The organism is Pseudomonas sp. KBN10P06128 (assembly GCF_037574945.1).
GTDB lineage: Bacteria > Pseudomonadota > Gammaproteobacteria > Pseudomonadales > Pseudomonadaceae > Pseudomonas > Pseudomonas aeruginosa.
Genome location: NZ_JBBELR010000001.1, coordinates 660,502 through 681,095 on the forward strand (window position 1 = coordinate 660,502; position 20,594 = coordinate 681,095).

The 20,594-nt window shown below is 67.5% G+C and carries 22 protein-coding genes; 14 read left to right on the top strand and 8 right to left on the bottom strand.

Going from position 1 to position 20,594, the window contains the following annotated elements:
- Position 1: 1 nt before the first annotated feature.
- Positions 2-511: a disulfide bond formation protein B gene (locus VQ065_RS03030; protein ID WP_003084926.1), complete on the bottom strand. Its 510-nt coding sequence runs from the start codon at positions 509-511 to the stop codon at positions 2-4.
- 227 nt (positions 512-738) lie between these two features.
- Here VQ065_RS03030 and VQ065_RS03035 point away from each other — a divergent pair, with 227 nt between their 5' ends.
- The 3 genes from VQ065_RS03035 to VQ065_RS03045 all read left to right on the top strand — a co-directional run bounded on the left by VQ065_RS03035 (position 739) and on the right by VQ065_RS03045 (position 2,597).
- Positions 739-1,569: a DMT family transporter gene (locus VQ065_RS03035; RefSeq protein ID WP_003084928.1), complete on the top strand. Its 831-nt coding sequence runs from the start codon at positions 739-741 to the stop codon at positions 1,567-1,569.
- Between the two features lie 69 nt (positions 1,570-1,638).
- On the top strand, positions 1,639-2,025 hold the full coding sequence (locus tag VQ065_RS03040; RefSeq protein WP_003084931.1) for an MAPEG family protein: 387 nt from the start codon (positions 1,639-1,641) through the stop codon (positions 2,023-2,025).
- 113 nt (positions 2,026-2,138) lie between these two features.
- Positions 2,139-2,597: a c-type cytochrome gene (locus tag VQ065_RS03045; protein ID WP_003110213.1), complete on the top strand. Its 459-nt coding sequence runs from the start codon at positions 2,139-2,141 to the stop codon at positions 2,595-2,597.
- 191 nt (positions 2,598-2,788) lie between these two features.
- On the opposite strand, the gene VQ065_RS03050 is transcribed toward VQ065_RS03045, so the two are convergent.
- Positions 2,789-3,208: a DUF1090 domain-containing protein gene (locus VQ065_RS03050; protein WP_003084937.1), complete on the bottom strand. Its 420-nt coding sequence runs from the start codon at positions 3,206-3,208 to the stop codon at positions 2,789-2,791.
- A gap of 249 nt (positions 3,209-3,457) precedes the next feature.
- Here VQ065_RS03050 and VQ065_RS03055 point away from each other — a divergent pair, with 249 nt between their 5' ends.
- Positions 3,458-4,426 carry an alpha/beta hydrolase family esterase gene (locus VQ065_RS03055; protein WP_003084939.1) on the top strand — a complete coding sequence of 323 codons (969 nt, stop codon included), beginning with the start codon at positions 3,458-3,460 and terminating at the stop codon, positions 4,424-4,426.
- Positions 4,427-4,429: 3 nt separating this feature from the next.
- Here the strand turns inward: VQ065_RS03055 and VQ065_RS03060 are convergent, their stop codons facing one another.
- Complete coding sequence (locus tag VQ065_RS03060) at positions 4,430-5,173, bottom strand: metallophosphoesterase (protein WP_003110215.1); 744 nt, start codon at positions 5,171-5,173, stop codon at positions 4,430-4,432.
- A 204-nt stretch (positions 5,174-5,377) separates the two neighbouring features.
- On the opposite strand from VQ065_RS03060, the gene VQ065_RS03065 reads away from it, so the two are divergent.
- A complete protein-coding gene (locus VQ065_RS03065; RefSeq protein ID WP_003084944.1) occupies positions 5,378-6,682 on the top strand; it encodes a ferredoxin reductase family protein in 1,305 nt (434 codons plus the stop codon).
- A gap of 57 nt (positions 6,683-6,739) precedes the next feature.
- Here the strand turns inward: VQ065_RS03065 and metK are convergent, their stop codons facing one another.
- Both metK and VQ065_RS03075 read right to left on the bottom strand, forming a co-directional pair.
- The gene (gene metK, locus VQ065_RS03070; protein WP_003084948.1) at positions 6,740-7,930 is read right to left on the bottom strand and encodes a methionine adenosyltransferase; all 1,191 of its coding nucleotides are present in this window, start codon (positions 7,928-7,930) and stop codon (positions 6,740-6,742) included.
- Positions 7,931-7,945: 15 nt separating this feature from the next.
- Entirely contained in the window at positions 7,946-8,947 is a 1,002-nt protein-coding gene (locus tag VQ065_RS03075; RefSeq protein WP_003113231.1) for an ArsR/SmtB family transcription factor, read from the bottom strand.
- Positions 8,948-9,193: 246 nt separating this feature from the next.
- On the opposite strand from VQ065_RS03075, the gene tkt reads away from it, so the two are divergent.
- Both tkt and VQ065_RS03085 read left to right on the top strand, forming a co-directional pair.
- Positions 9,194-11,191 (top strand): transketolase, encoded by a 1,998-nt coding sequence (gene tkt / locus VQ065_RS03080; RefSeq protein WP_003084952.1) that lies wholly within the window; start codon positions 9,194-9,196, stop codon positions 11,189-11,191.
- Positions 11,191-12,255 (top strand): hypothetical protein, encoded by a 1,065-nt coding sequence (locus tag VQ065_RS03085; protein WP_003084954.1) that lies wholly within the window; start codon positions 11,191-11,193, stop codon positions 12,253-12,255. Before tkt ends, VQ065_RS03085 begins: the two co-directional genes overlap by 1 nt.
- Here the strand turns inward: VQ065_RS03085 and otnI are convergent.
- A complete protein-coding gene (gene otnI / locus VQ065_RS03090; RefSeq protein WP_003084956.1) occupies positions 12,236-13,033 on the bottom strand; it encodes a 2-oxo-tetronate isomerase in 798 nt (265 codons plus the stop codon). The genes VQ065_RS03085 and otnI overlap by 20 nt on opposite strands.
- Positions 13,034-13,247: 214 nt before the next feature.
- Between otnI and epd the strand changes: the two genes are divergently transcribed.
- From epd to VQ065_RS03120, 6 genes are all read left to right on the top strand, one after another.
- Entirely contained in the window at positions 13,248-14,309 is a 1,062-nt protein-coding gene (gene epd, locus VQ065_RS03095) for an erythrose-4-phosphate dehydrogenase (RefSeq protein WP_003084958.1), read from the top strand.
- Positions 14,310-14,314: 5 nt separating this feature from the next.
- Entirely contained in the window at positions 14,315-15,478 is a 1,164-nt protein-coding gene (locus tag VQ065_RS03100) for a phosphoglycerate kinase (protein WP_003084960.1), read from the top strand.
- 72 nt (positions 15,479-15,550) lie between these two features.
- A complete protein-coding gene (locus tag VQ065_RS03105; protein WP_003084961.1) occupies positions 15,551-15,751 on the top strand; it encodes a hypothetical protein in 201 nt (66 codons plus the stop codon).
- 159 nt (positions 15,752-15,910) lie between these two features.
- Positions 15,911-16,252 (top strand): MliC family protein, encoded by a 342-nt coding sequence (locus tag VQ065_RS03110; protein ID WP_003084963.1) that lies wholly within the window; start codon positions 15,911-15,913, stop codon positions 16,250-16,252.
- Between the two features lie 119 nt (positions 16,253-16,371).
- The gene (gene fba, locus VQ065_RS03115) at positions 16,372-17,436 is read left to right on the top strand and encodes a class II fructose-bisphosphate aldolase (RefSeq protein ID WP_003084964.1); all 1,065 of its coding nucleotides are present in this window, start codon (positions 16,372-16,374) and stop codon (positions 17,434-17,436) included.
- A 65-nt stretch (positions 17,437-17,501) separates the two neighbouring features.
- Entirely contained in the window at positions 17,502-17,984 is a 483-nt protein-coding gene (locus VQ065_RS03120; RefSeq protein WP_003084966.1) for a hypothetical protein, read from the top strand.
- 1 nt (position 17,985) lies between these two features.
- On the opposite strand, the gene VQ065_RS03125 is transcribed toward VQ065_RS03120, so the two are convergent.
- A complete protein-coding gene (locus VQ065_RS03125; RefSeq protein ID WP_003084968.1) occupies positions 17,986-18,411 on the bottom strand; it encodes a YybH family protein in 426 nt (141 codons plus the stop codon).
- 229 nt (positions 18,412-18,640) lie between these two features.
- On the opposite strand from VQ065_RS03125, the gene VQ065_RS03130 reads away from it, so the two are divergent.
- Positions 18,641-19,408, top strand: a complete 768-nt coding sequence (locus VQ065_RS03130) for a class I SAM-dependent methyltransferase (protein WP_003084969.1) — start codon at positions 18,641-18,643, stop codon at positions 19,406-19,408.
- On the opposite strand, the gene VQ065_RS03135 is transcribed toward VQ065_RS03130, so the two are convergent.
- Complete coding sequence (locus tag VQ065_RS03135) at positions 19,405-20,583, bottom strand: NAD(P)/FAD-dependent oxidoreductase (protein WP_003084970.1); 1,179 nt, start codon at positions 20,581-20,583, stop codon at positions 19,405-19,407. The genes VQ065_RS03130 and VQ065_RS03135 overlap by 4 nt on opposite strands.
- Positions 20,584-20,594 lie beyond the last annotated feature (11 nt).

Consider the following 20,594-nt stretch of genomic DNA (forward strand, 5'->3'; position numbering starts at 1 on the left):
GTCAGGCGGTGCGGCGGCCGAACGCCAGCTTGGCCGCCAGGGCCAGCAGGCAGAACACGAACAGCGCCAGCGACCAGACCGCCATGGACTGGCCGAGCAGGGTCCAGACCACTTCGCCGCACAGCCCCTCGGGCTGGAAGACCTGCGGCAGCCAGGTGTCCAGCGGTATCCATTCGGGGAAGCCCATGAACATCTTGCAACTGCCCATGCCCTGGGCAGCCAGTCTCTCTTCCGCGACCAGCGACCAGGCGTGGTAGATCCCGCCCAGGCTGGCGGCGAGCATGCCCAGCGCGGCGATGCCGCCGGCGATCCGCGAACGCGGGGCGAGGCTGCCGACGATCCCGGCGAGCACCAGGCCGAGCACGTCCAGGCGAATGAAGATGCACAGCGAGCAGGGCGCGAAGCCGCGCACGTGCTGGAGGTAGAGGACGAAAGCGAGGATCAGCAGGCCGCCGATGGCGACCGCGGGCCAGAACAAGCGGTTGTCGAGGGGCTTGAGGAGAGCGCTCAAGGCAGGGATTCCTGTGTCGTTGATAAGGGAGGCCGGGCCGGCACTGTGCGGCGCTGGCCGATGGTAGTCCATCAGGATTGCCCGAAGATTAAGCCGTTTGACGTAACGATGTCTGCTGCATGTTTCTCCGCTTTCGTAGGAGCTTTCAGGGAAAAACGCCGCAACGGGGTGAGCATCTGGAGGCTCCGCCGGGATAGACTATCTTGGTCTATACCAAAAGGACCATCATGCTAGCCACCAGCCTGGTGCTGTGCGCCGCCGTTCTCCACGCCACCTGGAACACCCTGGTCAAGTTCAGCAGCGACCGCTTGCTGGTCGTCGCCTGCATGGACGTGGTCGGCGTGCTCTGCGCCATCCTGCTGTTGCCCTTCGTCAGCCTGCCGCCGGCCGAAGTCTGGCCCTGGCTGCTCGGCGCCACCGTCCTGCAACTGCTCTACCGGGTACTGCTGATCGAGGCCTACAAGGTCGGCGACCTGGGCCTGGTCTATCCGCTGATGCGCGGGCTGTCGCCGCTGGTGGTGCTGGGCCTGACCCTGGCGTTCGGCGGCGAGCAGCTCAGCGGCCGGCAGATCCTCGGCATCCTGTTGATCCCCTTCGGCATGCTTTGCCTGCTCTGGGGCGGCGGCGGTTCGCGCCTGCCCTGGCGGACCCTGCCGGTGGTGCTGCTGATCGGCCTGTGCATCGGCGGCTACACCTGGAGCGACGGCAACGCCCTGAAGCGCTGGCCGTTGGCGCTGGACTACCTGGTCTGGCTGACGCTGCTCTCCGGCCTGCCGTTCCCGCTGATCGCAGCCGGCGCGCGAACCCGCGCCTTCGCCCGCTTCTGGGCGCTGGAGTGGAAGCTCGGCCTGGCGGTCGGGGTCTGCGTGTTGGCCAGCTACGGCCTGGTGCTGTGGGCCATGCAGCTGGGGTCGATCGCCGAAGCGGCAGCGTTGCGCGAGACCAGCGTGCTGCTGGCGGTGCTGTTCGGCATGCGCTTCCTCAACGAGCCGTTCGGACTGCCACGCCTGCTGGCGTGCGGCCTGGTGCTGGCCGGAATGCTGCTGATGAAGCTCTGAAGGAGCTGTGCCTTTACAGAACGAGCGGCGCCAGCTTGAGTTGCAGTTCCACAACTACAAGGAACTGCCATGACCATCGCTTTCTGGTGCGTGCTGATCGCGATCTTCCTGCCTTACGTCTGTACCTCCATCGCCAAGTTCGGCGGGGAGGGCTACGGCGGTCGGGCCAACGCCGACCCGCGGGCGTTCCTCGGTTCGCTCGAAGGCTTTCGCCGGCGTGCCAACAACGCCCAGTTGAACGCTTTCGAAGTGACCCCGGCGTTCGCCGCGGCGGTGATCATCGCCCATCTGCTCGGCAACGCTTCGCAGGCGACCCTGGATAGCCTGGCCATTGCCTGGATCACCAGTCGCCTGCTCTACGTCATCTGCTACCTCGCCGACTGGGGGCCGTTGCGCTCGCTGGTCTGGTTCGTCGGCATGCTGCTCATCGCCGCGTTCTTCGTGGTTTCCGCCTGAGCAGCCCGCTGCGGCCTATGGCCGCAGTGCGGGCGCGCGGCTCTGGATCAATCGGCGGTGGCGGCGGATAATCCGCCGCTTCCGTGATCGACCCTGAAAAAAAGAGCCTTGCCATGAAGCTGAAGTCCCTGCTCGTCGTGCTGCTGGCCGGCGTCGCCCTGAGCGGCTGTCACCGTATGGATCCCAACTCGCCCGAGGCCAAGCGCCAGGCGATCTTCAAGGAAATGCTACGGACCAGCGAGGACATGGGCGGGATGCTCCGCGGACGCCTGCCCTTCGACGCGGAGAAGTTCCGCGCCGGATCGGCGAAGTTGCACCAACTGGCCGACCAGCCCTGGCAGTACTTCCCCAGTCCCAAGGCCGGCGAGGAGGGCGAGGACACCCGCGCCAAGGACGAGGTCTGGCAGCGCCAGCAGGAGTTCAAGGCCGCCACCCAGGTCTTCATCGACGCGATGAACCGTCTCCAGGACAACACTCGCCAGGCCACGCCGACCCCGGATGGCGTGCGCAAGGACTTCGCCGCGGTGGAAGACGCCTGCGAAGCCTGCCACAAGAAATTCCGCGCGCTCTGAGGCCGGACCGGGCGTCATACGCCCTGCCTGGAAGGCGCGAGGGGTAGGGCGAATGAGCGCTGGCGCTCATTCGCCGTTGCGGCAGCGCTGGGCGGCACCTGGTGTCCCGCTGCGGCGCGGATGGCGGGTAACGCCGTGGGCGTCATACGCCTTACGTGGGAGGCGCGAGGCGTAGGGCGGTACCTGGTGTCCTACTGTGCCTGGGCCTGTTCCAGGCCTTTCTTGGCCTCTTCCAGTTCGGCGCGGGCCTCGGCCAGCTTGGCCTTGCGTTTCTCGATCTTCTCCGGATCGCCCTTGCCCATGGCCTTGCGCAAATCCTTCTCGCGTTCGCTGACCTCGCGCTCGCTGTCGATCACCTTCTGCTTGTTCTCCCTCAGCAGGCCGGCTTCGGTGCAGTGCTCCTTGACCTCGGAGAGGGCCTTTTCCAAGCCGGCCACCTGGCCTTCGTTGGCGAACGAGCGGGCCGTTTCCAGCTTCGCCTCGATGGCGGCCTGCTTGGCGGCGCAACCGCTGAGCGGGGCGCCTTTGGTGGTGCCCGGCTGGGCGGCGGAGAGCGGCAGGGAGACGGCGAGCAGCAGCCCGGCCAGCGGCAGTGAAGGACGAATGGACATCGGTTGGCTCCTTGATCGAACGGCCGGTGCGGTTGCCGGACGACGGCTCGGCCGAGCGTCCTGGCAGGCGGATGAGGCAGGCGGCAGCCGGCGTGACAAAGGCGCAAGTGTGCCAGCAAACGGCACGGTTGTGGTTGTCCGGGAGCAAAGTACGCCGCCCCGGGGTCTCTGGAGAAGGGCCATGGTTCGGGCATTCCGGCACAACCCGGCCTAACGTTGTCCGAAGACGCCGAGAACGGGAGAACCGCGATGCGTACGCTGATCCGCCTGGTTCGCACGCTTATCCTGCTGCTGGTCCTGGCGCTGCTCGCCGGCGCTTGGTGGTGGTTGCAGGACGAGGCCCTGCGCCCCCCCGCGCTGGCCGGCCACAGCGAGGACTCGAGCCTGAAGGTTGCGGGCCTGCGCCGGCATTACCTGCTCTACGTGCCGCCGGGCGTGTCCGAGGGAGCGCCGTTGCTGGTGGTGCTGCACGGCTCACGGGGCGACGGCGCGCAGATGCGCCGCATCAGCGGCTACGGCTTCGACCGGCTGGCGGCGCAAGAAGGTTTCCTGGTGGCCTACCCGGACGGCTTCGAGGGCCACTGGAACGATTGCCGCAAGGCCGCCAGCTATTCGGCGCGGCTGCGTGACGTCGATGACGTGGCTTTCCTCCGCGCGCTGGTGGCGCGGCTGGCCCAGGAGTACCGCGTCGATCCGCAGCGGGTATATGTCGCCGGCTACTCCAATGGCGGCCAGATGGCTTTCCGCCTGGCCGCCGAAGCACCGGGGTTGCCGGCGGCGATCGCAACGGTGGCGGCGAGCCTGCCGACCACGGAGAACGATGCCTGTCGGCCGGTCGAGCGGCCGACCGCTGCGTTGCTGATCAACGGCACGCGCGATCCGATCAATCCCTATCTCGGCGGCAAGGTCAGCCTGTTCGGCTTCGGCGACCGGGGCGCGGTACGCTCGACCCTGGACTCGGCACGCTGGTGGGCCGGCCTGAACGGCATCGCCGCGCCGCCGGACGTGGCGCCGCTGACCCGTCCCGGCCCGGTCTGGACCGAGCGCCAGCGCTGGCAGGAAGACGGCCATCCGCCGGTGGAGCTGCTCAGCGTGCATGGCGGCGGCCACGTGCTGGCGCAGCCGGACTATCGCTTCCCGCGGATTCTCGGCAAGAGCGACCCGGAACTGGACGCGCCAGCGGAAATCTGGCGCTTCTTCAGCCAGTTGCCGCGCTGAGGCTCAGACCTCGAAGACGAATTCCGGACGGAACCCGCCTCTCTCGTGGGGATAGCCGCCCGGATTGGCCAGCACCCGTGCCCGGCCGATGCGGTAGTCGAGGGCATCGTGGACGTGACCGTGCAGCCAGTAGTCGGCCTGCGCCACCAGTTCGTCGAGGTTGGAAGCGAAGGCTGGCGACAGCGGGTTGCCGACGAACTGCGGCGGGATCGACAGCGCACTGGGCGCGTGGTGGCTGACCACCAGCGTCGGGCCGTCGTGGGGCCGCGCCAGCTGTTCGGCGAGCCAGTCGCGCGAGGCTCGGTGCAGGGCGATGCTCTGCTCGGGGGTGAAGTCGCCGCCGAACCAGTCGATGCAGCTGAAGTCCGGCATCGATTGCAGGGCCAGCTCATGGGCGGGCGCATAGCCGTCCGCGCCATAGAGCTGGAAGTCGGTCCACAGGGTGGCGCCGAGGAAGCGCGCCGGGCCGATCCGCGCTTCGTCGTTTTCCAGGAAGTGGATCTCCAGCGCCCGGGCGATATTGCGCATCGCCTGGGTCAGGTCGGTCATTTCCGAGGAGTAGAACTCATGGTTGCCGGCGACGTAGACGATCTCGCTGTCGGCGAAGGTCTCGCGGGCCCAGTGCAGGCCTTCCAGGTGGCTGTGGATATCGCCGGCCAGCACCACCACGTCGGCCTCGACCTCTGGCAGTTGGCGTCGCCCGTCGAAATGTTCGTGGTGGAGGTCGGACAGCAGGCGGATCTTCATGGCACGGCTCGGCGGTAGGCGCGGCGGACCAGCATAGCTCCACCCACCCCGGGGTTGAAGGCCGACAACGATTGACGCAGGTCATGGCTGTGCGGGAAAACCTCGCTGGCCTCGCTAATTCCCCCATGAAGTTAAGGGACAATTAAGACTGGACGCGCAGGGTTCATTCCAGCGATTCGCGCGTTCTGTCGGGGAGTGGTGCCAATGAAACTGTTATGGGGAGTTCTCGCCGCCGCGCTGGCGGCCTGGGGCCTGACGCTGGCCGTCGATCCGCCGGCGAGCCTGGATATCTGGGTGGTGCGCAAGCAGGCGATCCTGCTTACCGGGGTAGCGTCCTTCGCCCTGATGTCGTTGATCATGCTGCTGGCGGTGCGTCCGGTCTGGCTGGAGAAGCCGCTGGACGGGCTCGACCGCATGTACCGCCTGCACAAGTGGGCGGGCATCCTGGCCATCGTCCTCGGCCTGTTGCACTACCTGCTGGAGTTGGCCGGCCCCTGGCTGGCGGGTATCGTCGGCAAACCGGTGAAAGGCCCGCGGGTGGAAACCTTCCTCGACGTCTTCCGTGGCTCGGCCAAGGAGTTGGGTGAATGGTCGGCGTGGATTCTCGGCGGGATGCTGCTGATCACTCTCTGGCAGCGCTTCCCGTATCACCTCTGGCGTTATGTGCACAAGGCGTTGGCCCTGGTCTACCTGGTACTGGCCTTCCATTCCGTGGTGCTCGCCCCGGCCAGCTACTGGAGCCAGCCGGCCGGTTGGCTGGTGGCGGCCTGCGCTCTGCTCGGTTCGGCCTGCGCACTGTTGTCTCTGAGCGGGCGGATCGGTCGCGCGCGCCGCCATGCGGGCGTGGTCACCGCCGTCGAGCGGCACGGCGAAAGCCTGCTCGAGGTGACCTGCCGGCTGCAGGGCGACTGGTCGCACAGGGCCGGGCAGTACGCCTTTCTCACCTGCGACCGCCTGGAGGGTGCCCATCCGTTCACCATCGCCAGCGCCGACCGCGGCTGCGGCGAGGTGCGCTTCAGCATCAAGGCGTTGGGCGACTACACCCGGCGCCTGCAGGACAACCTGGAGGTCGGCGCCAGGGTCGAGGTGGAGGGGCCATACGGCTGCTTCGACTTCCGCCGTGGCCTGGCCGGGCGGCAGGTCTGGGTCGCCGCCGGGATCGGCGTGACGCCGTTCATCGCCTGGCTGGAGTCGCTGCAGGCCGCGCCGGAAAGCGCGCCGTCGGTGGAGCTGCACTATTGCGTGCGCAATTCCCAGGAAGCGCTGTTCGCCGGGCGCTTGCGCGAGCTTTGCGAACGCTTGCCCAGCGTGACCCTGCACATCCGCTATAGCGACGAGCAGGGCAAGCCGCAGGCGGCGCAACTGGGCGTGCTGAAGAGCGCCGAAGGACGCTGGCCGAGCGTCTGGTTCTGCGGCCCGCAGGGGCTGGCCGACAGCCTGCGCCGCGATCTGCGCCGGCAGGGCATGCCGCTGCGGCTGTTCCACCAGGAAGCCTTCCGCATGCGCTGAGCCTGCCGGAAACGAAAAAAGCCCCGCCGAAGCGGGGCTTTTTCATCGCGCGGTCGCTCAGAGGCCGGCGGCGTCGCGCAGGAGAGCGGCCTTGTCGGTCTTCTCCCAGGTGAACGCGGTGAAGGTATCGCCGTCCACGGTCAGCTCGAACGGATGACGGCCGAAGTGGCCGTAGGCCGCGGTCGGCTGGTACATCGGGTGGAGCAGGTCGAGCATCTTGGTGATCGCGTACGGGCGCAGGTCGAAGTGCTCGCGGACCAGTTGCACGATCTTCTCGTCGCTGACCTTGCCGGTGCCGAAGGTGTTGATCGAGATCGAGGTCGGCTGGGCCACGCCGATGGCGTAGGAAACCTGGATCTCGCAACGCTCGGCGAGGCCGGCGGCGACGATGTTCTTCGCCACGTAGCGGCCGGCGTAGGCGGCGGAGCGGTCGACCTTGGACGGGTCCTTGCCGGAGAACGCGCCGCCGCCGTGGCGGGCCATGCCGCCGTAGGAGTCGACGATGATCTTGCGTCCGGTCAGGCCGCAGTCGCCGACCGGGCCGCCGATCACGAAGTTGCCGGTCGGGTTGATGTGGAACTGGGTGTCCTTGTGCAGCAGCTCGGCCGGCAGCACCTGCTTGATGATCAGCTCCATCACGCCGTCGCGCAGGTCGTTATAGGAGACTTCCGGGTTGTGCTGGGTGGACAGCACCACCGCATCGATGCCGACCACCTTGCCGCCTTCGTAGCGGCAGGTCACCTGGGACTTGGCGTCCGGGCGCAGCCATGGCAGCAGGCCGGACTTGCGCGCCTCGGCCTGGCGCTCGACCAGGCGGTGGGAGAAGCAGATCGGCGCCGGCATCAGCACGTCGGTCTCGTTGCTGGCGTAGCCGAACATCAGGCCCTGGTCGCCGGCGCCCTGGTCTTCCGGCTTGGCCCGGTCGACGCCCTGGTTGATGTCCACCGACTGCTTGCCGATGATGTTCAGCACGCCGCAGGTGGCGCCATCGAAGCCGACGTCGGAGCTGTCGTAGCCGATGTCGATGATGACCTTGCGCACCAGCTCTTCCAGGTCGACCCAGGCGGAGGTGGTGACTTCACCGGCGATGATCGCCACGCCGGTCTTGACCAGGGTTTCGCATGCCACGCGAGCGTACTTGTCCTTGGCGATGATGGCGTCCAGCACCGCGTCGGAGATCTGGTCCGCGATCTTGTCCGGATGGCCTTCGGACACGGACTCGGAGGTGAAAACGGAATATTCGCTCATCAATCGGTTCCTACATTACCGGTGGGTGAGGCGGCTTTCGGATGCATCCCTGGCGAAGTGCCGGACCTGGATCTGGAAGCCATTGCGTAAACCAATGTAAAGACTCTCGCCGGGCGTGAGCCCTGCGGCGTCGGCCCACTGGGCCAGGTCCTCCTGTTCGAAACCCAACCAGAGGTCGCCGCAGGCCTCCCTGGCCCAGCCCTGGTTGTGCCGGCACAAGTCCGTCACCAGCAGGCTGCCGCCCGGATGGACCAGGCGGGCCAACTGTTTCAGCGCCTCCGCCGGCGCGGCGAAGTGGTGCAGGACCATGTTCAGCACCACGCAATCGGCCGGTTCGGCGGCGTCCTGCAGGGCATCGGCCAATTCCAGGCGGACGTTGCCCAATCCTTCTTCCTTGCAGCGCTGGCGCGCCAGTTCCAGCATCGCCGCGCTGTTGTCCAGCGCCGTGACCTGGCGGAAACGCCTGGCGAGTTCCGGCAGGAACCCGCCGTCCCCCGGGCCGACCTCCAGCGCCGTGGCGCCGGGGGCGAAGGCCAGTGCGTCGAGCAAGGCCAACACGCTCTCACGGTATTGCGGCAGTCCTGCGATCAGGTCCTGCTGGGCCTGGAACTTGTCCGCCGCGCGGGCGAAGAAGTCCTGGCTGACCGCCGCGCGCTGGGCGTGCACGGCATCGATCCGCGCCCGCACGTCGTCGGGTAGCGCCCGTTCGTCCACTTCCTCCAGCAGCGCCGCGTGCAGCGCGCCGCCGGTGCGTTCGGCCAGGGGCAGCGAACGCCGGTAGAAGATCGCGTTGCCCTCGCGGCGCGTCGCCACCAGCCCGGCCTGGGCCAGCACCTTGAGGTGGTGGCTCATGCCCGACTGGCCGATGGCGAAGATCTGCGCCAGCTCCAGCACGCCGAACGAATCGTTGGCCAGGGCGCGCAACACATTCAGTCGCAGCGAGTCGCCAGCCGCCTTGCACAGCGCGGCGAGCGGGTCGTAGTCGTCTGGTCGTATCGAAGGCACGCGAAGGCTCATGGAGGCGCAGTCTAGTACCGGGTCCGAACCCCGGCAATGCCTGTATCAAAAATTTTTGATATTGATGACGGGTGGCCGTCGTGCAATTGCAATCCGGCTGCGCCAGGCTTCTGGCAAAACCGGTCGGCAGCGACATACTGTCCCCCTGCCGATCTGTCATTGCCCCTTGGGCCTTCGGTGGGCGAAAATGGCGCCCTTTTTTTCACTCCTGGTCTTCCGACCAGCAACCCCCGTAGGAGAATTGCGATGCCCAGCCGTCGTGAGCGAGCCAATGCCATCCGTGCACTGAGCATGGATGCCGTGCAGAAAGCCAACAGCGGCCACCCGGGCGCCCCGATGGGCATGGCCGATATCGCCGAGGTCCTCTGGCGCGACTACATGCAGCACAACCCGAGCAACCCGCAGTGGGCCAACCGCGACCGCTTCGTGCTGTCCAACGGCCACGGCTCGATGCTGATCTACTCCCTGCTGCACCTCACCGGGTACGACCTCGGCATCGAGGACCTGAAGAACTTCCGCCAGCTCAACTCGCGCACCCCGGGCCACCCGGAGTACGGCTACACCGCCGGCGTCGAGACCACCACCGGCCCGCTCGGCCAGGGCATCGCCAATGCGGTGGGCATGGCGCTGGCGGAGAAGGTCCTGGCCGCCCAGTTCAACCGCGACGGCCACGCGGTGGTCGACCACTACACCTACGCCTTCCTCGGCGACGGCTGCATGATGGAAGGCATTTCCCATGAGGTCGCCTCGCTGGCCGGCACCCTGCGCCTGAACAAGCTGATCGCCTTCTACGACGACAACGGCATTTCCATCGACGGCGAGGTCAACGGCTGGTTCACCGACGACACCCCGAAGCGCTTCGAGGCCTATGGCTGGCAAGTGATCCGCAACGTCGACGGGCATGACGCCGACGAGATCAAGACCGCCATCGATACCGCCCGCAAGAGCGACCAGCCGACCCTGATCTGCTGCAAGACCGTGATCGGCTTCGGCTCGCCGAACAAGCAGGGCAAGGAAGAGTGCCACGGCGCGCCGCTGGGTGCCGACGAGATCGCCGCGACCCGCGCCGCGCTGGGCTGGGAGCACGCTCCGTTCGAAATCCCGGCGCAGATCTACGCCGAGTGGGACGCCAAGGAAACCGGCGCCGCCCAGGAAGCCGAGTGGAACAAGCGTTTCGCCGCCTACCAGGCCGCCCATCCGGAACTGGCCGCCGAACTGCTGCGCCGCCTGAAGGGCGAGCTGCCGGCCGACTTCGCCGAGAAGGCCGCGGCCTACGTCGCCGATGTTGCCAACAAGGGTGAGACCATCGCCAGCCGCAAGGCCAGCCAGAACGCGCTGAACGCCTTCGGCCCGCTGCTGCCGGAGCTGCTCGGCGGTTCCGCCGACCTGGCCGGCTCCAACCTGACCCTGTGGAAGGGCTGCAAGGGCGTCAGCGCCGACGACGCCGCCGGCAACTACGTGTTCTACGGCGTGCGCGAATTCGGCATGAGCGCGATCATGAATGGCGTCGCCCTGCACGGCGGTTTCATTCCCTACGGTGCGACCTTCCTGATCTTCATGGAATACGCGCGCAACGCCGTGCGCATGTCCGCACTGATGAAGCAGCGCGTGCTCTACGTGTTCACCCACGACTCCATCGGCCTCGGCGAGGACGGCCCGACCCATCAGCCGATCGAACAACTGGCCAGCCTGCGCCTGACCCCGAACCTGGACACCTGGCGCCCGGCCGACGCGGTCGAGTCGGCGGTGGCCTGGAAGCACGCCATCGAGCGTGCCGACGGTCCGTCCGCGCTGATCTTCTCCCGCCAGAACCTGCCGCACCAGGCGCGCGACGTCGCCCAGGTGGCCGACATCGCCCGCGGCGGTTACGTGCTGAAGGACTGCGCCGGCGAGCCGGAACTGATCCTGATCGCCACCGGTTCGGAAGTCGGCCTGGCCGTGCAGGCCTACGATAAGCTCAGCGAGCAGGGCCGCAAGGTCCGCGTGGTATCGATGCCATGCACCAGCGTCTACGAGCAGCAGGACGAGTCCTACAAGCAGTCCGTGCTGCCGGTGGAAGTCGGCGCGCGCATCGCCATCGAGGCCGCCCATGCCGACTACTGGTACAAGTACGTCGGTCTCGACGGGCGCATCATCGGCATGACCAGCTTCGGCGAGTCGGCTCCGGCCCCGGCGCTGTTCGAGCACTTCGGCTTCACCCTGGACAACGTCCTGGCGGTGGCCGAGGAGCTGCTGGAAGACTGATGCACACGCTCTACTGGCGGGACCTCGAAAGCCCCGCCAATGGCGAATGGCTGGGCCTCGCGGTCCAGGTGGAGGGCGCCCATCGGGCGCCCTCTTTCCTTCATCTGCAATCCGGCGGCCAGGCCCGCATCCGTCTGATGCGCGGCGATCAGCCGCTGCTCTGGGCCACCCAGTTGCCGTACCACGATGGCATCTGGCTGGTGAAGAGCCTGGTCGCGGCGAGCCCGGCGCAGGCCAGCGTGCCGCCCATCGACTCGCCGACCCTGGAAGCCTTGCGCGGCCTGCGCGGCGAGGCCCGCTACAAGGCCTGGAGCCGGCATTTCGTCGAGGCCCTGCGCGCCAGCCCGGGCAGTTGCCTGGAGGCCGGGCGCTGGTTGCTGCGCCTGTCGCTCGCCGAGCAGGTGCCCGCCTGGCATCCACCGCAGAGCCACGATCCGCGCGAACGGGTGCTGGAACGCTGGCGCTACCGCAGCGTCGGGCGCGACGCACTGTTGCCGGACTGGCGCTTCTACAGCCTGGAGAAGGTCCTCGACGACGACTGGGTGCAGTGGCTCGACTGGTGGGGGCGCGACAACGACGCCCTGATCGCCCTGCGCCGGGTCGAGGATGACGAGGGGCGGGTCAAGTGGTGGCGCAAGAAGGCCCGCGAAGGCGAGCTGCCGCCGGTGCTGGCGCTGCGCCTGAACTGCCTGGATGCCTGCGTGATCCTCGATGGCCACTGCCGGCTGCGCGCCGGCCTGCTGGAGAACGTCGCGCCGGAGATCCTGGTGCTCTGCGCCTACGACGAGCAGCAGATGCCGGTGGATACGGCACAGCGCGAACGGGTGCTGCAATCGCTGGCGCAGCGGGTCGACGCGCCGGTGCGCCGTGGACGCCGGCCGCTGGATAGCGAACAGCTCAACCAGGTGCTGCTGCGCCTGTTCGACGACCGTCCCTGGCCGCGAGTGCTGACCCGTGCACGCGCGGTGCTGAAGGAAGAACAGTGGTGCGCGGAAGTGCGCGACTGGCTGGCCGCCCGCGAGCGCCTGGACGCGCTGGAGCCGATCATCCGTCGCGTCGAGTAGCGCGCCAGCGCCGCAGCCATTCCAGGCCTGCCGAGGTGTCGCCGCGCGGACGGTACTCGCAGCCGATCCAGCCCTGGTAGCCGAGCCGGTCGAGTAGCTCGAACAGGTAGGGGTAGTTCACTTCGTTGTCGTCATCCGGCTCGTGGCGGTCGGGTACCCCGGCGATCTGGACATGGCCGATATTGCCGATGTCGCGACGCAGGGTGGTGGCCAGGTCGCCCTCGACGATCTGGCAGTGGTAGCAGTCGAACTGCACCTGCAGGTTGTCCGCGCCGACCTCGCGGCAGATGGCCTGGGCGTCGTCCTGGCGGGTGAGGAAGAAGCCCGGCATGTCGCGGTTGTTGATCGGCTCTATGAGCACCGTCAGCCTGGCGCCGGCGGCTTCGCGGGCGGCATGGGCGAGGTTGTCGAGGTAGGTCTCGCGGTGGCGGATGCGGTCGGCGCCGGCCGGCAGCAGTCCGGCCATGACATGGATGTGGCGGTTGCCGAGGACCTGGGCATAGTCGATGGCCTGGGCGATGGCGCGGCGGAATTCGGCCTCGCGCCCCGGCAGGCTGGCCAGGCCGCGCTCGCCCTTGTCCCAGTCGCCGGGTGCGGCATTGAACAGCACCTGGCGCAGGCCGTGGTCGTCCAGCCGGGCCTTCAGTTCGGCCGCAGGGTAGGCATAGGGGAACAGGTACTCCACGCCCTCGAAGCCGTCCGCCGCGGCGGCGGCGAAGCGTTCGAGGAAGTCGTGGCGGGGGTAGAGCATGCTGAGGTTGGCGGCGAAGCGGGGCATCTGGCGCTCCTGGCGGTCGGTGGATGCGGGCGAGCCTTGCACAGCGGAACGCGGTCGCGCCAGCCAGGTGTCGCATGAATCGTTTCAGCGCCAGCGCGCGAGCCGTCGCCGCGGCGCATGCCGCGCCGCGCGGGTCGCGGACGGTTCCCAGGCGGGCCCATCCCCCGCATAATTGGCGCCTTTCACTGGCCCCTTGCCGGAGCTATCCCTGCCGATGTCCACCCCGCCTTTTCGCGTCGCGCTCAATGGCTATGGCCGTATCGGCCGCTGCGTCCTGCGCGCGCTGCACGAGCGCCCGGAGCAACTGGGCTTCGAGATCGTCGCGCTGAACGACCTGGCCGACCAGGCCAGCGTCGAGTACCTGACCCGCTTCGACTCCACCCATGGCCGCTTTCCCGGCGAAGTGAAGGTCGACGGCGACTGCCTGCACATCAACGGCGATTGCGTGAAGGTGCTGCGCAGCCCGACTCCGGAAGCCATCGACTGGCAGGCGCTGCGGGTCGACCTGGTGCTGGAGTGCTCCGGCCAGTACACCAACCGCGCCCAGGCCGAACGTTTCCTCCGCGCCGGCGCGCCGCGGGTGCTGTTCTCGCAGCCGATGGCGAGCGAGGCGGACATCGACGCCACCATCGTCTATGGGGTCAACCAGCAGGACCTCAGCGGCCGCGAAACGCTGGTCTCCAACGCCTCCTGCACGACCAATTGCGGGGTGCCGCTGCTCAAGCTGCTGAACGAGGCGATCGGCCTGGAATACGTGTCGATCACCACCATCCACTCGGCGATGAACGACCAGCCGGTGATCGACGCCTACCACCATGAGGACCTGCGCCGTACCCGTTCGGCGTTCCAGTCGGTGATCCCGGTGTCCACCGGTCTGGCGCGCGGCATCGAACGCCTGTTGCCGGAACTTGCCGGGCGCATCCAGGCCAAAGCCATACGCGTGCCCACGGTGAACGTCTCGGCGCTGGACATCACCCTGCAGACTTCCCGCGACACCTCCGCCGCCGAGATCAACCGGGTGCTTCGCGAGGCCGCCGAAAGCGGCCCGCTGCGCGGACTGCTGGCTTATACCGAGCTGCCGCACGCCAGTTGCGATTTCAACCACGACCCCCATTCGGCCATCGTCGATGGCAGCCAGACCCGCGTTTCCGGGCCTCGCCTGGTCAACCTGCTGGCCTGGTTCGACAACGAATGGGGATTCGCCAACCGTATGCTCGACGTCGCCGGACACTACCTGCGCGCCGCCGTGCCTGATCAACAAGTACCCAAGGACTGATTGTCATGACCGTGTTGAAGATGACTGACCTCGACCTCAAAGGTAAGCGCGTGCTGATCCGCGAGGACCTCAACGTGCCCGTGAAGGACGGCCAGGTGCAGAGCGATGCACGGATCAAGGCCGCCCTGCCGACCCTCAAGCTGGCCCTGGAGAAGGGCGCGGCGGTGATGGTCTGCTCGCACCTGGGCCGTCCGACCGAGGGCGAGTTCTCCGCCGAGAACAGCCTGAAGCCGGTGGCCGAGTACCTGTCCAAGGCCCTGGGCCGCGAAGTGCCGCTGCTGGCCGACTACCTCGACGGCGTCGAGGTCAAGGCGGGCGACCTGGTGCTGTTCGAGAACGTGCGCTTCAACAAGGGCGAGAAGAAGAACGCTGACGAGCTGGCGCAGAAGTACGCTGCGCTGTGCGACGTGTTCGTGATGGATGCCTTCGGTACCGCCCACCGCGCCGAGGGGTCGACCCACGGCGTGGCCAGGTTCGCCAAGGTCGCCGCCGCCGGCCCGCTGCTGGCCGCCGAACTGGACGCGCTGGGCAAGGCGCTGGGCAACCCGGCGCGGCCGATGGCGGCGATCGTCGCCGGCTCCAAGGTTTCCACCAAGCTCGACGTGCTGAACAGCCTGGCCGGCATCTGCGACCAACTGATCGTCGGCGGCGGCATCGCCAACACCTTCCTCGCCGCGGCCGGACACAAGGTCGGCAAGTCGCTGTACGAGGCCGACCTGGTCGAGACCGCCAAGGCCATCGCCGCCAAGGTCAAGGTGCCGCTGCCGGTGGACGTGGTGGTGGCCAAGGAATTCGCCGAGAGCGCCGTGGCGACCGTCAAGGCCATCGCCGAGGTCGCCGACGACGACATGATCCTCGACATCGGCCCGCAGACCGCCGCGCAGTTCGCCGAGCTGCTGAAGACCTCGAAGACCATCCTGTGGAACGGTCCGGTCGGGGTGTTCGAGTTCGACCAGTTCGGCGAGGGCACCCGTACCCTGGCCAACGCCATCGCCGATAGCGCGGCGTTCTCCATCGCCGGCGGCGGCGATACCCTGGCGGCGATCGACAAGTACGGCATCGCCGAGCGGATCTCCTATATTTCCACCGGTGGCGGCGCGTTCCTCGAGTTCGTCGAGGGCAAGGTCCTGCCGGCCGTGGAAATCCTGGAGCAGCGCGCCAAGGGCTGACGCAGACGGGGCAAACCATTCGCCGTCCTCGGGGGTCACACCTTTGAGGACGACGAAAAAAGGAGGTGCCCCATGCGTTCCGTAACCTTGCCACTCCTGATGTTCTGCCTGGGCCTGGCCGCCTGTAGCGGCGATGGCGGTCGACGCCCGAGCACCTGCGAGGTGATCAGTCCGCCGGACGTGATGGTGCCGACCGAGCAGAACCGCCAGCGGGTCGAGCAGCAGAGTAGCGGCGATCCGACCGCCGGACAAAAGCCGGTGGAATGCCCGTAGTGCTTTTCTGCCAGTTTCTACGGAAAGGGCTGGGGATTCGCCAGCGTACGCAGTAGCATTGCGCCTTTCCTGTGACAGGCAAGGCCAGCCGGCCGCCGCGCGGGCCGCTTGCGGCCCGGCGAGGTGCGGCGGAGCGTTCCGCACGGATGGAGGATGGACATGAACTACTCGCGTATCGCCCTGCTCGGCGGCCTCGCCGCCGCGGCCCTGCTGGCCGGCTGCTCCGGCTCCTCGGGCAAGCCTGGTGGCAAGGACTGGACCCGCTGGACCTGCGACAGCAAGGCGGTGATCGAATGGCGCTATATCGACGGCAGCAAGAACATCGTCGACCTGCGCCTGAAGGACGAGGACGACGTGGTCCACCATCTGGAGCAGGAACCTGCGGCCGTCGGCGCTTTCTATAGCGACGGACGCCTGGGCTTCCACCTGGAGAACGACGAAGGCCTGGTGTACTGGGTCGAAACCGACGACCTCATCGGTCGCGGTTGCAAGGCGCGCTGAGTCGCGCCGGCAGGGGCGCGGCGCCGCGACCGCTCCTCGCAAGGAACTTGAACCGGGCCTGCCCCTGCGGCAGGCTTCTGAATCACTGAACGACCCCGCGATTGGGAGATACGAGAACCATGGCACTCATCAGCATGCGCCAGATGCTGGATCACGCCGCCGAATTCGGCTACGGCGTGCCGGCCTTCAACGTCAACAACCTCGAGCAGATGCGCGCCATCATGGAAGCGGCCGACAAGACCGATTCGCCCGTGATCGTCCAGGCTTCCGCCGGTGCTCGCAAATACGCCGGCGCGCCCTTCCTGCGCCACCTGATCCTCGCCGCGATCGAAGAATTCCCGCACATCCCGGTGGTCATGCACCAGGATCACGGCACCAGTCCCGACGTCTGCCAGCGTTCCATCCAGCTGGGCTTCAGCTCGGTGATGATGGACGGCTCCCTGCGTGAAGACGGCAAGACCCCTGCCGACTACGACTACAACGTCCGCGTGACCCAGCAGACCGTGGCGTTCGCCCATGCCTGCGGCGTGTCCGTGGAAGGCGAGCTGGGCTGCCTGGGTTCCCTGGAAACCGGCATGGCCGGCGAGGAAGACGGCGTCGGCGCGGAAGGCGTGCTGGACCACAGCCAGTTGCTGACCGACCCGGAAGAAGCCGCCGACTTCGTGAAGAAGACCAAGGTCGACGCCCTGGCCATCGCCATCGGCACCAGCCACGGCGCCTACAAGTTCACCAAGCCGCCGACCGGGGACACCCTGTCGATCCAGCGCATCAAGGAAATCCACGCGCGCATCCCGGACACCCACCTGGTGATGCACGGCTCTTCCTCGGTACCGCAGGACTGGCTGGCGATCATCAACGAGTACGGCGGCGAGATCAAAGAGACCTACGGCGTGCCGGTCGAGGAAATCGTCGAGGGCATCAAGTACGGCGTGCGCAAGGTGAACATCGACACCGACCTGCGCCTGGCCTCCACCGGTGCCATCCGCCGCTTCCTGGCGCAGAACCCGAGCGAGTTCGACCCGCGCAAGTACTTCTCCAAGACCGTCGAGGCCATGCGCGACATCTGCATCGCTCGCTACGAAGCCTTCGGCACCGCCGGCAACGCTTCCAAGATCAAGCCGATCTCCCTGGAAGGCATGTTCCAGCGCTACGCCCGCGGCGAGCTGGATCCGAAGGTCAACTAAGCGCCTTCGTTCGAACGGGAGCCCCGCTGGTCGGGGCTCTTGCACATCCGTCCCGGGGAAATCCGATGCGCCGCTGGCTCCTGACCCTGCCGTTCCTCCTGCTGGCCGGTTGCGCTGGCCTGCACGCGCCGTCCCGCGACGTCGAGGAGGCCGCTTCGCCGAGCGTAGCGCGTGATCCCGCCGATCCGCAGGATTGCCTGGCGCGCAGCGACTGCACGACCAAGACTTCGCGCACCCTGCTGTTCGTCTTCGACTATGCAGAGGCCGGCGGCGAACTGGTGGTGCGCGACGGTCGCCGACTGGAAACCCCGCCGGCGCCGCACCGCTCCACCTGGCCGGCGTTGCGCATCCAGCTGGCCGAGCCGGTCAACGGTCGCTTCGAGTTCGAGAGCCCCTGCCTGCGCAAGAGCGGCAAGGGCTGCCGCTACAGCCAGGCTACGCTGCTGAAGGTCTACCGCAGCTACCTGGTCGGCAAGCCTTGCTCGCTGCTCAGCCCTCGCGCAGTGAAACGCTGCGTCGACCCGGCGACGACCGCCGCGCGGCGCTGAGTCAGGGCTGCAGGTCGAACAGCGCCTTGCCGTCCATGTCGAACGGCGCCGAGAAATGCTCGTGGATCACCTTCCAGCCGTCGCCTTGCTTGCGGTAGCCGGCGCTGACCCGCATCCACGAGGAGTGCGGCTTGCCGTCCGGGCCGGTGCCGCCGCAGTGGCAGAGGTAGTGGGCGAAGGCGACCTGCTGGTCGGCATGGATCTGCAGTTCGGCGATATCGAAGGTCATCGGTCCTTTGCACATCTCGGTGCAGGCCTGCCAGTGCTTCTGGTAGGCGTCGCGCCCCTTGAATTGCAATTGCAGGATGGCGTCGAAGGCGACGATGTCCTCCGCGTAGTACGAGACGATGCGCGGAACGTCGCTGGCGCGGACGGCGGCTCGCCAGTCTTCGATCAATTGGCGGATGGCGCTGACTTCGCTGCTCATGGCTGACTCCTGGTTGTGGCGGGGGACGCCGGCGTGTGCCGGGATGCTTTTACCCTGGTCGTCGGGTGGGCCTTCGGATCGACAATAGCCTCTTCCCCGAGAGGTCCACGAAGCCCCTGACCAATGGCTGCGAGCCACGCTGCGCAAGGCTTTGAACCGTTCGTCTGGAATTCGGAGGAAAACCGCTGTGCTATACCTCGGGCTTTCCCTGCCGTCCAGGAGGTCCCTCATGTCGTCCGTACACAGCGCCGCCCAGCAAGGTTTCAGCGCCGAGGCCCAGCGTTACGCCCAGGGCCGGCCCGAGTACCCGGAAGCGCTCTCCGACTGGCTGCGCGATGCCCTTGGCCTGCGTCCGCAGACCGTCGCGGTGGACCTCGGCGCCGGCACCGGCAAGTTCACCCGCCTGCTGGCCCGTACCGGCGCGCGGGTGGTCGCGGTGGAACCGGTGGATGCGATGCGCGCCCAGCTCGCCGAAGCCTTGCCGCAGGTCCAGGCGCTGGCCGGTAGCGCCCAGTCGATTCCGCTGGCCAACGGCTTCGCCGACGCCCTGGTGTGCGCACAGGCCTTTCATTGGTTCGCCACCGTGGAGGCGCTGGAGGAAATGCGCCGCGTGCTGACGGCGGAAGGCAGGCTGGGGCTGGTGTGGAACGTGCGTGACGAGTCGCTGGATTGGGTCGCCGAGATCACCCGCATCATCACCCCCTACGAAGGCGATGCGCCGCGTTTCTACAAGGGCGACTGGCGTCGGCCGTTCGAGCGTGCGCCCTTCGGACCGCTGCGACTTTCCACCTTCGCCTACGAGCATGTCGGCCCGCCGGAGCAGGTGATCGTCTCGCGCTTCCTTTCGGTGAGCTTCATCGCCGCCTTGCCGGAGACGGAAAAGAACGCCGTGGCGGCGCAATTGCGCGAGCTGGTCGCCAGCCACCCGGCGCTCAAGGGGAAGGAGCAGGTAGCGCTGCCCTATCGCACCGAGGCCTATCTGGCCGAGGCGCGCTAGGCGTACTGTCCCGCCGCATAACCCGAGGCCCAGGCCCACTGGAAGTTGAAGCCGCCGAGGTGGCCGCTGACGTCCAGTACTTCGCCGACGAAATACAGCCCCGGCGAGCGCTGCGACTCCATGGTCTTCGACGACACTTCGTCGGTGCTCACCCCGCCCAGGGTCACTTCCGCGGTGCGGTAGCCCTCGGTGCCCGAGGGCGTGACCCGCCAGGCCGAAAGCTGCCCGGCGATACCCGCCAGTTCGGTCGGGGTGTACTGTTTCATCGGCTTGGAGACGAACCAGCGGTCGGCCAGCAGTCCGGCGAGCTTCTTGGTGAACAACTCGGCGAGCAGGGTCTTCAGCTCGCTGTTGGGACGCTCGCGCTGTTGCTGCGCCAGCCATTCGCTGGCGTCGTGGTCCGGCAGCAGGTCGATTTCCAGGGTATCGCCCGGTTGCCAGTAGGAGGAAATCTGCAACATCGCCGGGCCGCTGAGACCGCGATGGGTGAACAGCAGGTTCTCGCGGAACACTTGGCCGTTGCAGCTCACCCGGCAATCCACGGAGGTGCCGGAAAGCTCGGCGCACAGCTCCTTCAGCTGGTCGGTGATGGTGAACGGCACCAGCCCGGCGCGGGTCGGCAGCACCTCGTGGCCGAACTGGCGCGCCACCTGGTAGCCGAAACCGCTGGCGCCGAGGGTCGGGATCGACAGGCCGCCGCTGGCGATCACCAGCGACTCGCAGCGCATCTCGCCGGCGCTGGTACGCAGGCGGTAGCCGGCGTCGTCGCGGGCGATCTCTTCGATCGAGGTGTCCAGCAGGATTTCCGCTCCGGCCTCGGCGCATTCGCGCAGCAGCATCTCGAGGATGTCGCTGGACTTGTTGTCGCAGAACAGCTGGCCGAGTTTCTTCTCGTGGTACGGCACCTGGTGCTTGGCCACCAGGCCGATGAAGTCCCACTGGGTGTAGCGGGCCAGCGCCGACTTGCAGAAGTGCGGGTTGCGCGAAAGGAAGTTGGCCGGCTCGGTGTACAGGTTGGTGAAATTGCAGCGCCCGCCGCCGGACATGAGGATCTTCTTGCCGGCCTTGTTGGCGTGGTCGAGTACCCGCACGCGGCGCCCGCGCCCGGCCGCCGTCATCGCACACATCAGCCCGGCCGCCCCGGCGCCAACGATCAGCACATCTGTACTTGCCACTGTCCCACTCC

Excerpts from the sequence above, each read along its gene's own strand:
- VQ065_RS03035 (WP_003084928.1), top strand. The coding sequence starts at position 739 with ATGCTAGCCACCAGCCTGGTGCTGTGCGCCGCCGTTCTCCACGCCACC.
- VQ065_RS03040 (WP_003084931.1), top strand. The coding sequence starts at position 1,639 with ATGACCATCGCTTTCTGGTGCGTGCTGATCGCGATCTTCCTGCCTTAC.
- VQ065_RS03045 (WP_003110213.1), top strand. The coding sequence starts at position 2,139 with ATGAAGCTGAAGTCCCTGCTCGTCGTGCTGCTGGCCGGCGTCGCCCTG.
- VQ065_RS03050 (WP_003084937.1), bottom strand. The coding sequence starts at position 3,208 with ATGTCCATTCGTCCTTCACTGCCGCTGGCCGGGCTGCTGCTCGCCGTC.
- VQ065_RS03055 (WP_003084939.1), top strand. The coding sequence starts at position 3,458 with ATGCGTACGCTGATCCGCCTGGTTCGCACGCTTATCCTGCTGCTGGTC.
- VQ065_RS03060 (WP_003110215.1), bottom strand. The coding sequence starts at position 5,173 with ATGAAGATCCGCCTGCTGTCCGACCTCCACCACGAACATTTCGACGGG.
- VQ065_RS03065 (WP_003084944.1), top strand. The coding sequence starts at position 5,378 with ATGAAACTGTTATGGGGAGTTCTCGCCGCCGCGCTGGCGGCCTGGGGC.
- metK (WP_003084948.1), bottom strand. The coding sequence starts at position 7,930 with ATGAGCGAATATTCCGTTTTCACCTCCGAGTCCGTGTCCGAAGGCCAT.
- VQ065_RS03075 (WP_003113231.1), bottom strand. The coding sequence starts at position 8,947 with ATGAGCCTTCGCGTGCCTTCGATACGACCAGACGACTACGACCCGCTC.
- tkt (WP_003084952.1), top strand. The coding sequence starts at position 9,194 with ATGCCCAGCCGTCGTGAGCGAGCCAATGCCATCCGTGCACTGAGCATG.
- VQ065_RS03085 (WP_003084954.1), top strand. The coding sequence starts at position 11,191 with ATGCACACGCTCTACTGGCGGGACCTCGAAAGCCCCGCCAATGGCGAA.
- otnI (WP_003084956.1), bottom strand. The coding sequence starts at position 13,033 with ATGCCCCGCTTCGCCGCCAACCTCAGCATGCTCTACCCCCGCCACGAC.
- epd (WP_003084958.1), top strand. The coding sequence starts at position 13,248 with ATGTCCACCCCGCCTTTTCGCGTCGCGCTCAATGGCTATGGCCGTATC.
- VQ065_RS03100 (WP_003084960.1), top strand. The coding sequence starts at position 14,315 with ATGACCGTGTTGAAGATGACTGACCTCGACCTCAAAGGTAAGCGCGTG.
- VQ065_RS03105 (WP_003084961.1), top strand. The coding sequence starts at position 15,551 with ATGCGTTCCGTAACCTTGCCACTCCTGATGTTCTGCCTGGGCCTGGCC.
- VQ065_RS03110 (WP_003084963.1), top strand. The coding sequence starts at position 15,911 with ATGAACTACTCGCGTATCGCCCTGCTCGGCGGCCTCGCCGCCGCGGCC.
- fba (WP_003084964.1), top strand. The coding sequence starts at position 16,372 with ATGGCACTCATCAGCATGCGCCAGATGCTGGATCACGCCGCCGAATTC.
- VQ065_RS03120 (WP_003084966.1), top strand. The coding sequence starts at position 17,502 with ATGCGCCGCTGGCTCCTGACCCTGCCGTTCCTCCTGCTGGCCGGTTGC.
- VQ065_RS03125 (WP_003084968.1), bottom strand. The coding sequence starts at position 18,411 with ATGAGCAGCGAAGTCAGCGCCATCCGCCAATTGATCGAAGACTGGCGA.
- VQ065_RS03130 (WP_003084969.1), top strand. The coding sequence starts at position 18,641 with ATGTCGTCCGTACACAGCGCCGCCCAGCAAGGTTTCAGCGCCGAGGCC.